Genomic DNA, 14,464 nt, shown 5'->3' on the forward strand with positions numbered 1-14,464 from the left:
CGACCACTGCGTCGTGCTCCTGCACGGGTTCACCTCGACTCCGGCCTCCGTCCGCGCCTGGGCCGAGGGGCTCGCGGCAGGCGGCTCCCCCGTGAGCGTGCCCCTGCTGCCGGGGCACGGCACCCGGTGGGAGGACCTCGCCGCCACCGGTGCGGACGAGATCCGCGCCGCCGTCCGGGCCGTCGTGGACCTCGAGCTCGCCCGACACGGCCGCGTGGTCATGGCGGGCATCTCGATGGGCGGCGCCCTCGCGCTCGACGCCGCCGCCCACCGACCCGTGGCCGGGGTGCTCGTGGTGAACCCCGCGCTGCGCTTCGCCAGCCCGCTCGCCCCCTTCGCCCCGCTGCTGGCCCCGTTCGTCCCCACGGTCGCCCCGATCGCGGACGACATCGCGGACCCGACGGCGCGCGAGCGCGCCTACCCCCGCACGCCGGTGGCCGGCGTCGCCGCCCTCGGCCGCATCCAGCGGGCCGCCCGCCGCGCCCTGCCGCGGATCACCGCTCCCGTGACGGTCTACCGGTCCGCCCGCGACGCCGTCGTGCCCGCCTCGAGCCACCGGACCCTGGTGCGGGGCCTGCGCCAGGCCCCCGTGGAGGTGGTGGGACTGCCCCGCAGCCGCCACGTCGCCACGCTCGACTACGACCTGCCGCTGCTGATCGACCACGGCCGGAGCGCGGTCGCCGCCATGACGACGCACTGAGTCGCGCCCGGACCCTGCCGCTGCCGGTTGTAGAGTGTGCGTGACACGACTCACACATACTTCCGTTCCGCCGACCATCGGTCGGCGGGACCGACCCGACGCCCGAGGAGTCCCATGCACGAGATCAGCGAGCCGTACCACCACCCCCGCCTGTCCCCGGAGGCGAACATCACGGACTTCCTGGAACGCCAGGCCACGGAGCGTCCCGACCACGGCCTCTTCGCGGTGCCCGACGCGCAGGACCAGTGGACGGACGTCTCCGCCCGGGACGCCCGCGAACGCGTGCGGGCCCTGGCCAAGGGGCTCATCGCCGCCGGGATCCAGCCCGGGGAGACGGTCGGTCTCCTGGCCTCCACCCGCCTGGAGTGGACACTGGTCGACTTCGCCATCTGGTATGCCGGCGCGGTCACCGTGCCCGTGTACGAGACCTCCTCCGTCAGCCAGGTGTCCTGGATCATCGAGGACTCGGACGTGCGCGCCGTCGTGACCGGGAACGAGGACCTCGCCAAGACGGTGCGGGACGCGGTGCAGCGCGAGGGCCTGCCGGAGCTGATCGGCCTGTGGACGATGGACCCGGCCGACGGCGCCCCCGGCTCCGGCCTCGAGGCGCTCGTCGCCCTGGGCGCGGACGTCACCGATGAGGAGCTCGAGACGCGCCGGTCCTCCGCCGGCCTGGCCGACCTGGCGACCATCATCTACACCTCCGGCACCACGGGCCGGCCCAAGGGCTGCGAGCTCACGCACGAGAACTTCGCGGAGCTCGTCAACCAGACCCTGTCCTCCTCGCTCGGCGACGTCGTCCGCGAGGACACCTCCACCGTGCTGTTCATCCCCCTGGCGCACGTGTTCGCGCGCTTCGTCTCGGTGCTCACCGTCGCCGCGGGCGCACGCTGCGGGCACGTCTCGGACATCAAGCGGCTCTCGGTCTCGCTGCAGACCTTCCAGCCGAGCTTCGTGCTGGCCGTGCCGCGCGTGTTCGAGAAGATCTACAACGCGGCGCTGCTCAACGCGCAGAGCGGCGGCAAGGAGAAGATCTTCCGCCGTGGCGCGGACGTGGCGATCCGCTGGTCCCGGGCGCTGGACTCGGGCCAGATGACGGCGCCCCTGCGGCTGCAGCGCGCGTTCTACTCCGCGCTGGTCTACCGCCGGATCCGGACGGCCATGGGCGGCCGGCTCGCGTACGCGGTCTCCGGCGGCGGCCCCCTCTCCACCGACCTGGCGCACTTCTTCCGCGGCGTGGGCGTGACCATCCTCGAGGGCTACGGCCTCACCGAGACGACGGCCCCCATCACCGTGGGCCGGCCGGACCGGCTGAAGATCGGCACGGTCGGACACCCCCTCGGCGGCAACCAGGTGCGGATCGCCGAGGACGGCGAGATCCTCACGCGCGGCACGTCGCTGATGCGCGGCTACCACAACCGGCCGGAGGCGAACGAGGAGGCCTTCGAAGACGGCTGGTTCCGCACCGGCGACCTCGGGGCCCTGGACGACGACGGCTTCCTCACGATCACCGGCCGCAAGAAGGAGCTGCTGGTGACGGCCGGCGGCAAGAACGTGGCACCGGCGATGCTCGAGGACGCGATCCGCAGCGACGCGCTCGTCTCCCAGGTGATGGTGGTCGGCGACGGCAAGCCCTTCATCGCGGCGATCGTCACCCTCGACACCGACACCCTGCCCGCGTGGCTCGCCGCGAACGGGCTGCCGAAGGACCTCGACGTCGCTGCGGCCGCACGCGAGGACGCGGTGCGCCGTCACATCCAGGAGGCCGTGGACAAGGCCAACAGCCTGGTCTCGCGCGCCGAGGGGATCCGGGAGTTCCGCATCCTCGACCGCGACTTCTCCCTGGAGGAGGGCCATGTGACCCCGTCCCTGAAGATGCGCCGGTCGGCGATCATGAAGGACTTCGCCGCGCAGATCGCGGACATCTACGGGGAGCCCGCCCCGCAGAACTGAACGCCCCTCGACGACGGCGCCCGGCCCCCGCGGCCGGGCCTCGTCGTCCCCGCGGGTCCGGTCAGAGCAGACCGGAGTCCGGCACGTCCAGGCCCAGCAGCGCGTTCTCGACGACCTCGGTGAGGGCCGGGTGGGGCCAGTACTGGCCCCGCGCGAGCCGGTGGGCGTCGATGCCGAACGCCATGCCGGTCACGAGCGGCTGGATGAGGTTCGCGGCCTCGTGCCCCAGGATGTGCCCGCCCAGGATCCGTCCGGTGGCCTTCTCCGCGACGACGGTGCACACACCCTCGGTGTCCTCCATGGCCCAGCCGTAGGCGACGTCCCCGAAGGGCTGGGTCTTCACCGTGATCGCGTCCGCGCCGTAGTCGGCGAGCGCCTGCTCCACCGTGAGCCCGACGGAGGCCGCCTGCGGGTGGGTGAACACGGCCGCCGGCACGGGGCCGAGCGTGTTGGCGCGGAGGTCGTCCGGATGCTCCAGGTTGTGCGCGACGACGCGGGCCTCGTGGTTGGCCACGTGCTTGAGCTGCCACGTGTTGGCGACGTCCCCGAGCACGTAGACCCCCTCCACCGGCGCGCCGTCGGAGAGTGCGCGCTGGTGCTCGTCGCTGGCCAGGATGCCGTCGTCGGTGACGTCCAGTCCCGCGGCGGCGGGGTCGAGGCGGTCCGTGTTCGGCGTCCGGCCGACCGCGATCAGCACCGCGTCCGCCTCGATGGCCTCCTCCACGATGCCGGTCTGCTCCTGGCCCTCCGCGCGATCCAGGCGCACCCGGACCCAGCCGTCCGCGGCCCGCTCGGCGTCCTCGACCGGTTCGATCCCGGCCGGGGTCCACCCCGTGCGCAGGTCCCACCGCCGGGCCGCGATCTTCGTGAACGTCGTGGACACGGACATGTCGTGCTGCTTGAGCAGCCGGTGGCCGCGGTTGACCTGGACGACCTCGGTGCCCAGCCCGGCGAAGACGGACGCGAACTCGCAGGCGATGAACCCGCCGCCCACCACGAGCAGCCGCCGCGGCAGCCGATCCAGTCGCATGACGGTGTCCGAGGTGTGCACCGACGGCAGGTCCAGGCCCGGGATCTCCGGGAGGGTGGGCCGCGACCCCGCGGCGACCACGACCTGGTCCGCCGTGATCTCCCGACCCGAGGCGGTGCGCACGCGGCGGGGACCGACGAAGCGCACCTCCTCCTGGATCACGCTCGTGTAGTCCAGATCATCCCGGCGGTGGCGCAGCCCGTCCCGGCTGATGCCGTCGATGCGCGTGAAGATGCGGTCCCGGATGGCCGGGAAGTCGGCGCCCGTGAACTCCAGCCCCACCCCGAGGCTCCGGGCCTCGGGCGGCAGCGCCGCCAGGCTGGCCGGGTAGGCGTACATCTTGGTGGGGATGCAGCCGACGTTCAGGCAGGTGCCGCCGAACGGGCCGGAGTCGGCGATCACGACGCTCCGGCCCTTCCAGTGTTCGCTGACCAGGGAGTTCCCCGATCCGGAGCCGATGATGAGCAGGTCGTGGTGTTCCGCAGTGGTGGCCATGCCTCCCAGGATAGGCACGGGCCCGGACGCGGTGGCGTCCGGGCCCGTGGGGCGGCCCGCCGGCGGCGGGCTCACGCGGGGCTCACTCGATCACGAGCAGCAGGTCTCCGCCGTTGACGGGCGTGATGCCCTCCGTGACCACGCGGCGCACGGTGCCCGCGACCTGGGCCGTGATCGCGGCCTCCATCTTCATCGCCTCGATCGTGGCCACCGCCTGGCCGACCTCGACGGCGTCGCCCTCGGCCACCTGCACGGTGACCGAGCCCGCGAACGGGGCGGCGACGTGGCCGGGGGTGCCGGGGTCCGCCTTCTCCGCGGTCCGCACGGTGGACTCGATCGAGCGGTCCCGGACGGTCATCTGGCGCAGCTGGCCGTTCAGGGTGACCATCACGGTGCGCATGCCCTTCTCGTCCGGCTCGGAGACCGACATGAGGGTGGCGAGCAGCCGCACACCGCGTCCGAGCGAGATGACGTGCTCGCGCCCGGGGACGAGGCCGTAGAGGAAGTCGCGGGTGTGCAGGGTGACGGTGTCCCCGAACTCCTCGCGGTGCGCCTCGAACTCCTTCGTGGGGCCGGGGAAGAGCAGGCGGTTCAGCACCCCGCGGCGGGTCTGTCCGGCCTCGCCGAGGGCGCTCGAGTCCTCCGCGGAGATCTCCACCATGCCCGCGCCCTCGCGGCGACCCTGGAGGGCCTTGGTCCGGAAGGGCTCCGGCCAGCCGCCGGGCGGGTCGCCGAGCTCGCCGCGCAGGAAGCCGATCACGGAGTCCGGGATGTCGAACTCCTGCGGACGCTCCGCGAACTCCTTCGGGTCCACGCCGGAGCCGACCAGCTGCAGCGCCAGATCGCCCACCACCTTGGAGGACGGGGTGACCTTGACGAGGTGGCCGAGCAGGTCGTCGGCCGCGGCGTACATCGACTCGATGGCCTCGAACCGCTCCCCCAGGCCGAGCGCGATCGCCTGCGTGCGCAGGTTGGACAGCTGGCCGCCCGGGATCTCGTGGTGGTACACGCGGCCGGTCGGGGCGGGCAGCCCCGCCTCGAAGGGCGCGTACGCCGAGCGGACGGACTCCCAGTAGGGCTCCATCGCGGTGGCGGCCTCGAGGCCGAGACCGGTGTCCCGCTCCGTGTGCTCGAGCGCCGCCACCAGGGCGGACAGCGGCACCTGGCTGGTGGTGCCCGCCATGGACGCGGTGGCCGCGTCGACGGCGTCCACGCCGGCCTCCGCCGCTGCGAGCAGGGTGGCCAGCTGACCGCCGGCGGTGTCGTGCGTGTGCAGGTGCACGGGCAGGTCGAACTCGGCGCGCAGGGCGGTGACCAGCTCGCGCGCCGCGGCGGGCCGCAGCAGGCCCGCCATGTCCTTGATCGCCAGGACGTGGGCGCCGGCGTCGACCATCCGGCGGGCGAGGCCCAGGTAGTAGTCGAGCGTGTAGAGCGTCTCCTTCGGGTCCGTCATGTTGCCCGTGTAGCACAGGGCCGCCTCAGCCACGGCGGTGCCCGTGGCACGCACCGCCTCGATGGCCGGGGTGATCTGCTCGACGTCGTTGAGGGCGTCGAAGATGCGGAACACGTCGACGCCGGACGCCGCGGCCTCGGCCACGAACGCGTCCGTCACCTCGGTGGGGTACGGCGTGTATCCCACCGTGTTGCGGCCGCGCAGCAGCATCTGGATCGGGATGTTCGGCAGCTCCGCGCGCAGCAGCTCGAGGCGCTGCCACGGGTCCTCGTGGAGGAAGCGCAGCGCGACGTCGTACGTCGCCCCGCCCCAGGCCTCCACCGAGAGCAGCCCCGGCAGGGTGTGCGCGACGGCGGGGGCGGCGGCCAGCAGGTCGCGCGTGCGGACGCGGGTGGCCAGCAGGGACTGGTGGGCGTCGCGGAACGTGGTGTCCGTGACGGCCAGCGCGGTCTGCTCGCGCAGGGTGCGGGCGAAGCCCTCGGGGCCCTGCTCCAGCAGCACCTGACGCCAGCCGTGCGGGGGCACCGCGTCCTCGTTCCGGCTCGGGCCGTCGAAGGGCGAGCGGTCCGGCTCCTGGTGCTTGTCGCCCGGGTGCTCGGGGAGGCGGTCGCGAGGGTCGATGCCCTCGACGCGCGGGCCGTGCGGCTGGTTGACGGTGACGTCCACGAGGTACTGCAGGGCCTTGGATCCGCGGTCCTGGGAGCGGTTCACCGTGGCCAGCTCGGGGTGCTTGTCGATGAAGTCCGTGGCGACGTCGCCGCTGAGGAACTGCGGGTCGTCCATCACGTTCATCAGGAACGGGATGTTGGTGGCCACGCCGCGCACGCGGAACTCTGCCAGGGCGCGGCGCACGCGGCGCACCGCCGTGGCGTAGTCGCGTCCGCGGCAGGTGAGCTTGACCAGCATGGAGTCGAAGTGGGGGCTGATCTCCGCACCGGCGTAGATGGTGCCGCCGTCGAGGCGCACACCGGAGCCGCCGGCCGAGCGGTAGGCGGTGATGGTGCCGGTGTCCGGGCGGAAGCCGTTGGCCGGGTCCTCGGTGGTGATGCGGCACTGGATGGCGAAGCCGCGGACCTGGAGGGCGTCCTGGGTGATGCCCAGCTCGGGCAGGGTGGCGCCGGCGGCGATGCGCAGCTGCGCGCTCACCAGGTCCACGTCCGTGACCTCCTCAGTCACGGTGTGCTCCACCTGGATGCGGGGGTTCATCTCGATGAACACGTGCTGGCCCGCACGCTCGCCCGCCGTGTCCACGAGGAACTCGACGGTGCCCGCGTTGACGTACCCCATCTCCTTGGCGAAGGCGACGGCGTCCCGGTGCAGGGCCTGCCGGATCTCCTCGTCCAGGTTCGGGGCCGGGGCCATCTCGATGACCTTCTGGTGGCGGCGCTGGAGCGAGCAGTCCCGCTCGAAGAGGTGCACGACGTTGCCCTCGCCGTCGGCGAGGATCTGGACCTCGATGTGCCGCGGCCGCAGGACGGCCTGCTCGAGGAACACGGTGGGGTCGCCGAAGGCGGTGTCCGCCTCGCGCATCGCGGCCTCGAGGGAGCCGCGCAGGTCCTCGCGGCGCTCGACGCGGCGCATGCCGCGGCCGCCGCCGCCGGCGACGGCCTTGACGAAGATGGGGAAGCCGATCTCCTCGGCCTGCTCCAGGAGCCACTCGACGTCGGCGCTCGGGTCCGAGGAGGCCAGGGTGGGGATGCCCGCACGCTTGGCCGCGCGCAGGGCCTCGACCTTGTTGCCGGTCAGCTCGAGGACGTCGGCGGGCGGGCCGACGAAGGTGATCCCGTTCTCAGCCGCGGCACGGGCCAGGCCGGCGTTCTCCGACAGGAAGCCGTAGCCCGGGTAGATCGCGTCGGCCCCGGCGTCCTTCGCCACGCGGATGATCTCGTCCACGTCGAGGTAGGCGCGCACGGGGTGGCCCTCCTCGCCGATGCGGTAGGCCTCGTCCGCCTTCTGGCGGTGGATCGAATTGCGGTCCTCGTAGGGGAAGACGGCGACGGTGCGGGCGCCCAGCTCGTAGCAGGCGCGGAAGGCGCGGACGGCGATCTCGCCGCGGTTGGCCACCAAGACCTTGGAGAAGACGGCGCCGGCTCCGGTCGACCCGGCCGCGTCCTCTGGAGGGGTGAAGTTCTCGACAGGTGCGGTCATGGTTGGGAGTGTGTCACACCGCGCCGGAGTTCCGCCTCATGTCGCGCACAGTCACCGCTGCGAGACGAAAGATGACTGACTCGGCCCTCCGGGGCGCCCCGGGGTGGAGGATCAGGCGGAGCGGCGGGCCCGACGCCGCCCGGCCAGCTCGTCCCCCGGCTCGGGGGCGCCCACCACGCTCTCGCGCGGCAGCTCGGCGAGGCTGCCCTCGACCTCGCGCCACACGCGGCCGACGGCGATCCCGAAGACGCCCTGGCCGCCCTGGACGAGGTCCACGACCTCGTCTGCCGAGGTGCACTCGTACACCGAGGCGCCGTCGCTCATCAGGGTGATCTGCGCCAGGTCCTCGACACCCCGCTCGCGCAGGTGGCCCACGGCGGTGCGGATCTGCTGGAGCGAGACGCCGGTGTCCAGGAGGCGCTTGACCACCTTGAGGACGAGGATGTCGCGGAACGAGTACAGCCGCTGGGAGCCGGAGCCGGAGGCGCTGCGGACCGTGGGGGCCACGAGATCCGTGCGGGCCCAGTAGTCGAGCTGGCGATAGGTGATGCCGGCGGCCTTGCACGCGGTGGGACCGCGGAAGCCGACGTCGTCGCCCTGGGTCCTGCCCTCGTCGAAGAGCGTGCCCTGGGCGCCGAGCGCGGGGGGCCGGCCAGGACCTGCAGTGGGTGTCACGGGGAACCTCCTGGTGCGGGGCCCCGGTGCGGGGAGGGGGACGCGACCGTCGTGTGCCGCCGGTGACCGTGGCGGCGCTCCCCGGTGACCGTGGGGAGGGCGACGGAGGCGCTCCGGGTGGCGGGGCCCTCTTCCCCTCGAAGGTACGCGCGGGTCCGGGGACGGTCAACGAAGCCGGCGGCGAGACCGCGCCGTGTCGCGCCGGCTCCGCTCAGGCGAAGTCCTCGGGGCGCACCGTGTCCAGGAAGTCGCGGAAGTCCTCGACGGCGCGCTCCTGGCCGGCGTCCTCCTCCCCCGTCCGCGCCGGCATGCCGGCGTCCGCGAGCACGGCGGGGCTGCCGAGCACGGGGGCGTCGGCGCGCAGGGCGACCACGACGGCGTCCGACGCGCGGGCGTCGACCCGGGCGCCGGTGGAGAGCACGAGCTCGGCGTGCACGACCTCGTCGCGGACCTCGGTGAGCCGCACCCGCACGACCTCGGCGCCCAGGGCGTCCACGGCGGCCAGGAGCAGCTCATGGGTGAGGGGCCGGGGCGCGCGGACGCCCTCGAGCGCGAGCGCGGCGGCGGCGGCCTCGGGCGCGCCCACCCACAGCGGGATCATCGTGCGGCCGGGCGGATCCACCAGCAGGATCACGTGGTGCTGTTCGGGCAGCTCGACGCGCACGCCGAGCACGGAGAGCGGCACGTCGCCGGCGTCGTCGGCGGGCACGGGGCGCGGCTCAGTCATCCCACTGCTCCAGCCCCACGGCCACGAGGGCCGCATGCAGCCGCAGGCTGGCCTGCGCGATCTCGCGTGCCGAGCGGGCCACGCGGGGGCGGGTGCCGGCGTCGCGGCGGGCCTGCAGCGGGGCGACGGCGCGCTCCACCAGGCCCAGTTCGCGGTCGGCCGCGGCCCGCAGCGGGCGCAGGTGCCGGGGCTCCAGGCCGTGGCCCGCGAGCACGACGGCGGCCCGGGCCACGTCCATCGCGTGGCTCGGGTAGCCGCCGTCGGGATCGACGGGCAGGAGCGAGTACTGATCCAGCTCGGCCAGCAGCTCCTCGCCCGCCCCGGATTCGGCGGCGAGCTCGGCGCGGGTCCACGACCGGCGGCCCCCGGCGACCTCGCGGCCGAGCCGCGCCGCGTCCGAGGACGCCGGGACCGCCGCGGTCCCGGGCAGGCCGGTGGGGCGTTCGCCGCGGTCCAGCGCGGCCAGGTGGTCGGCGATGACCTTGAGCGGCAGGAAGTGGTCGCGCTGCAGCGCGAGGACGAACCGGAGCCGGTCCACGTCCTCGGGCCGGAAGCGCCGGTAGCCGGCGGGGGTCCGCTCGGGCAGCACGAGGCCGCGGTCCTCCAGGAAGCGCACCTTGGACGCGGTGACGCCGGGGAATTCGGCTTCGAGGGCGGCCACGACCTCGCCGATGCCCAGCCGGCCCGCAGGGCGGGCGGTGGGGACGGCGTCGGGGAGCGGGCGCGGATCGATCACGGGGATGACGGCTCAGCCCCGCGCCGGCGCGGCGTAGTACGTGAGCCGGTACTTGCCGATCTGCACGTGCATCCCGGAGCGCAGCAGGATCTCGTCCACCCGGTCGTGGTTCACGAAGGTGCCGTTGAGGGAGTTCAGGTCCACGAGCCGATGGCCACCGTCCTCGGCCCGGAACTCCGCGTGACGACGGGAGACGGTGACGTCGTCGAGGAAGATGTCCGCGTCCGGGTGGCGCCCCACGGAGACCACGTCCTTGTCCAGGAGGAAGCGGGCGGACTGGTCCGGGCCCTCGTGGGCCAGCAGCAGCGCGGAACCGGCCGGGAGGGCGCGGATCGCGTCCGACTCCTCGCGGGTGAGGTCCGCCGAGACCAGCGGTGCCAGCTCGGTGAGGTTGATGGCGGAGGTGGACAGGTCCGGTTCACGTCCGGGCTGGTTCATGGGGTGCTCCTGTGCGGCGGCCGGCGCCGCGGCGCCGGAGGGAGAGACGAAGGGGACGCCGCCGCCCCGCCGGCCGGCGGCGGGGCGACGGCGGACGGGGCTCAGCTGGTGTGCGAGGCGTAGCCCTCGGCGTCCATGAGGCCCTCGAGCTGGGCCTCGTCCGCGAGGGTGATCTCGAACAGCCAGCCGCCCTCGTAGGGGGCGGAGTTGACCAGGCCGGGCTCGCCGTCGAGCTCGTCGTTGACGGCGGCCACGGTGCCGGAGACCGGGGCGTAGATGTCCGAGACGGACTTCGTGGACTCGACCTCGCCCACCGCGGTGCCCGCGGTGACCTCGGTGCCGACCTCCGGCAGGTCCACGTACACGACGTCACCCAGCGCATCCTGGGCGAAGTCGGTGATGCCCACGCGGACCGTGCCGGCGGCACCGGCCTCGGCGATCCACTCGTGCTCGGCGGAGTACTTCAGGCCTTCGGGGATGGAGCTCATGGAGTGCGCGTCCTTTGTGTGGTCGGGAGGGATGACGTCGTCTCGCAGACTACCGAGCGGCGCGTGATTCGCGCCACTGGCGTGCTCAGAGCACGCCGCGCATGCCGCGACGCACCGGCTTGGCGATGGCCAGCACGATCAGGCCCACGCCGAGGGTGACCGCACCGATCGTGCCGAAGTAGCCCACCTCGTTCTGCTCCGAGTAGGAGCCGGCCAGGGAGCCGGCCAGGGCCGTGCCCAGGGCGACGGACAGGTTGTACAGCGACACCATCATCACCGGGAAGCTGCGCGGGGCGACCTTGGTGGCCAGGGAGAGGCCCACCGGGGAGACGAGCAGCTCGCCCATGGTGCAGACGAAGAGGATCAGCGTCAGCCACAGCAGCGGCACGGCGGCGACGTCGGCCACCGGGATGAACAGCAGGAAGGCGATGCCGATCAGGACGATGCCGATGCCGAACTTCACCGGGGTGGCGGGCTGGCGGGTGCCCAGCTTGGTCCACAGCGCGGCGAACACCGGGGCGAACACGATGATGAAGATCGGGTTGATGGAGTTGACCCACTCCATGGGCATGAGCCAGCCGAACAGGTTCCGGTCGAGGCGGTGCTCGGAGTACAGCGCGATCACGGTGAACTGCTGCTGGAAGAGGGCGAAGAACACGGACGTGCCGATGAACAGCGGGATGAACGCCTTCACGCGCGAGCGCTCCTCCTCCGAGACCTTCGTCGAGGTCAGCAGGACCGCGAAGATCGCGATGGCCGCGACGGCGGCGAGCACGACGACGGCGTCGGAGAGGTTGTCCAGGGTGATGACGTCCGTGAGGAACAGGGCCACGACGACGGCGACCATCCCCAGGCCGATCAGGCCCCAGCGGCCGTACTGCGACCGCGGCAGCGGATCCGGGACCCGGTGCACGTCCGTGGGCAGGTTCTTGCGGGTCAGGGCGTACTGCGTCAGGCCGATGGCCATGCCGGCGGCGGCGAGGCCGAAGCCCACGTGGAAGCCCATCGTGTCGCGCGCCAGGCCGGTGAGCAGCGGGCCGAAGAGGGCGCCGATGTTCACGCCCATGTAGAAGATGGAGAAGCCGGCATCGCGCTTGGGGTCCTCGCGGGAGTACAGGGAGCCGACGAGGTTCGTGGCGTTGGCCTTGAGGCCGCCCGAACCGACGGCGACGAGCACGAGGCCCAGGGTCAGGCCCGGGACGCCCGGGACGAGGGCCAGCGCGATGTGGCCCAACATGATCCCGACGGCGCTGACGAACATGGTGCGCTCGGAACCGAGCAGGCGGTCGGCGACCCAGCCGCCGAGGATGCAGAACACGTACACCATGCCGCCGTAGGCGCCGACGATGCCCGTGGCCACGGCCGGGTCGATCCCGAGGCCGCCCTCCGCGGCGGTCCAGGACATGTAGTACACGAGCATCGCCTGCATGCCGTAGAAGGAGAAGCGCTCCCACAGCTCCACGGAGAACAGGTTCGCCAGCGGGCCGGGCTGGCCGAGGAACGGGCGGCCGCGCCAGTCGGGGGTGGCGTCGTCGGGACGGGTGGCCGTCGACGCCGCCACGCGGGCGGACGGCTCGACGTCGGGCACGCGGCCCGCGAGAGGATTCTGGGGATTTTCCACCGATCTACTGTCCTCCCCTGAGGGAGCCAGAGCAAACTCCCCGCCCGATGACGCCGATCACATCCGCGGCCCGGGCGGCGTACGTCCTAGAGTGGAGGCCGTGTCCGTCACCTCCGAGATCGCCCGTGCCCGCTCGCTCATCCGTGTGGTCCCCGACCATCCCAGCCCGGGCGTGGCCTTCCAGGACATCACGCCCCTGCTCGCCGACGCCCGCGCCCTGAGGGAGTGTGTTGAGGCCCTGGTGGCGCCGTTCGAGGGGCGGTTCGACCTCGTGGCCGGCCTCGAGGCCCGCGGGTTCCTGCTCGCCGGGGCGGCCGCCGTCCTGACAGGCACCGGCCTCGTGCCGCTGCGCAAGGCCGGGCGCCTCCCGGCGCCCGCAGCCCGCGCGGACTACACGCTGGAGTACGGGACCGCGAGCATCGAGGTCTCCGAGGACCTGCGGGCCGGGTCACGGGTGCTCCTGCTCGACGACGTCCTCGCCACGGGCGGCACCCTCGCCGCCGGCCGACGGCTCATCGAGGCACGGGGTGCGGAGGTGGTGGGCGCGGCCTGCCTGCTGGAACTCAGGGCCCTCGGCGGCCGGGCCGTCGTGCCGGACACGCACGTGCTCTTCCCGGCCTGAGCGTCCCCGCCCAGCCGACGGAGAGTGGCGGACCAAGCTGCCCCGCCCCCGGGCACGACGAAGCCGGAGCCCTGCGTTGCAGGACTCCGGCTTCGTCGATGTGGTCGCCCTTATTGACCTCTGTTCCCGTAAATATCCAACAGGGGTAGAAACCGAGAATCTGCGCCGGATCAGGGGTTCTCACGACAGCACTCGAACGACAGGTGCGGACACCTTGCCGGACGACGCTCAAACCTCTCACCCTGTCGCGGCTCCTCGCCGCAAGTGGAAGCGCCTGAACGACGAAGCTCGCGCGCAGGTGGTCGCACGGTACTCGGCAGGTGACACGACGACAGCCTTGGCGAAGGACTACGACGTCGCCAAGTCCACGATCATCGGTATCCTTCGAGCCAACAACGTTGTCGTCCGCCGCCAGCCGATGACAGCAGACCAGGTGAGTGAAGCTGCCCGCCTCTACGAGTCCGGCCTCTCCCTGTCACAGGTTGCCGAGGCACTCGGCGTGAACCAGGAGACCATGCGGGTGGCGGTCATCAAGGCAGGGGTCGTTCTTCGCGAGCCAACCAAGGCGAAAATACCGCAGTCAGACTGAAGGTATGGATCTCACGCTCAACGACGCACAGCTCCTCGTTCTCCAGTGGGTCGCAGACGGCGCCGATCTTGAGCCGCCCCCTTCATTCGGTCCGGACGTTCTGTGAGTCGTCGGTTTCCATTTGATGGGTGCACTGCCGAGCGTACTCGGCTGGGGTTAGGTAGCCGAGCGAGGAGTGCCGGCGGTGGTGGTTGTACTCGTCCTTCCAGTCGCCGATGATGACCTGTGCGTGCAGCAGCGAGTAGAAGCTGTTGATGTTGAGGCACTCGTCGCGGATCCGGCTGTTGAACGACTCGACGTACCCGTTGCGCCACGGCGAGCCCGGAGGGATGTAGGACAGGCCGGTGCGGGTGCCGGCCCAGTCGGCCATCGCCTCGCTGATGAACTCCGGCCCGTTGTCCGACCTGAGCACCGCCGGGGCGCCCCGGGCGGCGACGAGGTCCTCGAGGTGGGCGGTGAGTCGGTCGGCGGTAATCGAGCGCTCCACGAGCCCGCCGATGCACTCCCGGGTGTGTTCGTCGACGATCGAGCAGATCTTGATCGGTCGTCCGTGCTCGTCGGCGTCGAACTGGAAGTCCACCGCCCACACCACGTTCGGCGCGTCCGCCGTCGGCGCGTCGACGGTCGAGGACCCGACGCGCTTGCGTCGACGCCGCTGCGGGTGAGCCGCCCCCTTCATTCGGTCCGGACGTTCTGTGAGTCGTCGGTTTCCATTTGATGGGTGCACTGCCGAGCGTACTCGGCTGGGGTTAGGTAGCCGAGCGAGGAGTGCCGGCGGTGGTGGTTGTA

At 72.4% G+C, this 14,464-nt stretch carries 13 protein-coding genes; 4 read left to right on the forward strand and 9 right to left on the reverse strand.

Annotated features, from left to right (window positions below; genetic code table 11):
* Both J1M39_RS11115 and J1M39_RS11120 read left to right on the forward strand, forming a co-directional pair.
* Window positions 1–700, forward strand: a 700-nt coding sequence (locus J1M39_RS11115; RefSeq protein WP_206496796.1) for an alpha/beta hydrolase, incomplete at its 5' end; no start/stop codon positions are given.
* A gap of 114 nt (window positions 701–814) precedes the next feature.
* Window positions 815–2,653 carry an AMP-dependent synthetase/ligase gene (locus J1M39_RS11120; RefSeq protein WP_036340491.1) on the forward strand — a complete coding sequence of 613 codons (1,839 nt, stop codon included), beginning with the start codon at window positions 815–817 and terminating at the stop codon, window positions 2,651–2,653.
* Window positions 2,654–2,714: 61 nt separating this feature from the next.
* Here J1M39_RS11120 and J1M39_RS11125 read toward each other — a convergent pair whose 3' ends face one another.
* The 8 genes from J1M39_RS11125 to J1M39_RS11160 form a co-directional block, all read right to left on the reverse strand.
* Window positions 2,715–4,178, reverse strand: coding sequence for a mycothione reductase (locus tag J1M39_RS11125; protein ID WP_036316674.1), 1,464 nt, complete (start codon window positions 4,176–4,178; stop codon window positions 2,715–2,717).
* 82 nt (window positions 4,179–4,260) lie between these two features.
* Complete coding sequence (locus tag J1M39_RS11130) at window positions 4,261–7,779, reverse strand: pyruvate carboxylase (RefSeq protein WP_078025831.1); 3,519 nt, start codon at window positions 7,777–7,779, stop codon at window positions 4,261–4,263.
* Between the two features lie 111 nt (window positions 7,780–7,890).
* On the reverse strand, window positions 7,891–8,454 hold the full coding sequence (locus J1M39_RS11135; protein ID WP_012750924.1) for a MerR family transcriptional regulator: 564 nt from the start codon (window positions 8,452–8,454) through the stop codon (window positions 7,891–7,893).
* Between the two features lie 211 nt (window positions 8,455–8,665).
* On the reverse strand, window positions 8,666–9,181 hold the full coding sequence (locus J1M39_RS11140) for a bifunctional nuclease family protein (protein WP_078025830.1): 516 nt from the start codon (window positions 9,179–9,181) through the stop codon (window positions 8,666–8,668).
* Window positions 9,174–9,917, reverse strand: coding sequence for a transcriptional regulator FtsR (gene ftsR, locus J1M39_RS11145; protein ID WP_052001255.1), 744 nt, complete (start codon window positions 9,915–9,917; stop codon window positions 9,174–9,176). The genes J1M39_RS11140 and ftsR overlap by 8 nt, the downstream gene beginning before the upstream one ends.
* Before the next feature lie 12 nt (window positions 9,918–9,929).
* Window positions 9,930–10,355, reverse strand: a complete 426-nt coding sequence (locus J1M39_RS11150) for an FHA domain-containing protein (protein WP_036340500.1) — start codon at window positions 10,353–10,355, stop codon at window positions 9,930–9,932.
* A 101-nt stretch (window positions 10,356–10,456) separates the two neighbouring features.
* The gene (gcvH, locus tag J1M39_RS11155) at window positions 10,457–10,843 is read right to left on the reverse strand and encodes a glycine cleavage system protein GcvH (RefSeq protein WP_002854607.1); all 387 of its coding nucleotides are present in this window, start codon (window positions 10,841–10,843) and stop codon (window positions 10,457–10,459) included.
* Between the two features lie 85 nt (window positions 10,844–10,928).
* Complete coding sequence (locus J1M39_RS11160) at window positions 10,929–12,464, reverse strand: peptide MFS transporter (RefSeq protein WP_036316670.1); 1,536 nt, start codon at window positions 12,462–12,464, stop codon at window positions 10,929–10,931.
* Between the two features lie 100 nt (window positions 12,465–12,564).
* On the opposite strand from J1M39_RS11160, the gene J1M39_RS11165 reads away from it, so the two are divergent.
* Both J1M39_RS11165 and J1M39_RS11170 read left to right on the forward strand, forming a co-directional pair.
* Window positions 12,565–13,086 (forward strand): adenine phosphoribosyltransferase, encoded by a 522-nt coding sequence (locus J1M39_RS11165; protein ID WP_206496797.1) that lies wholly within the window; start codon window positions 12,565–12,567, stop codon window positions 13,084–13,086.
* Between the two features lie 76 nt (window positions 13,087–13,162).
* Complete coding sequence (locus J1M39_RS11170) at window positions 13,163–13,675, forward strand: hypothetical protein (protein WP_206496798.1); 513 nt, start codon at window positions 13,163–13,165, stop codon at window positions 13,673–13,675.
* A gap of 82 nt (window positions 13,676–13,757) precedes the next feature.
* Here J1M39_RS11170 and J1M39_RS11175 read toward each other — a convergent pair.
* A partial coding sequence (locus tag J1M39_RS11175) for an integrase core domain-containing protein (RefSeq protein WP_446740329.1) occupies window positions 13,758–14,464 on the reverse strand: 707 nt, incomplete at its 5' end.

Source organism: Micrococcus sp. KRD077 (assembly GCF_017168505.1).
Classification (GTDB): Bacteria; Actinomycetota; Actinomycetes; order Actinomycetales; family Micrococcaceae; genus Micrococcus; species Micrococcus luteus.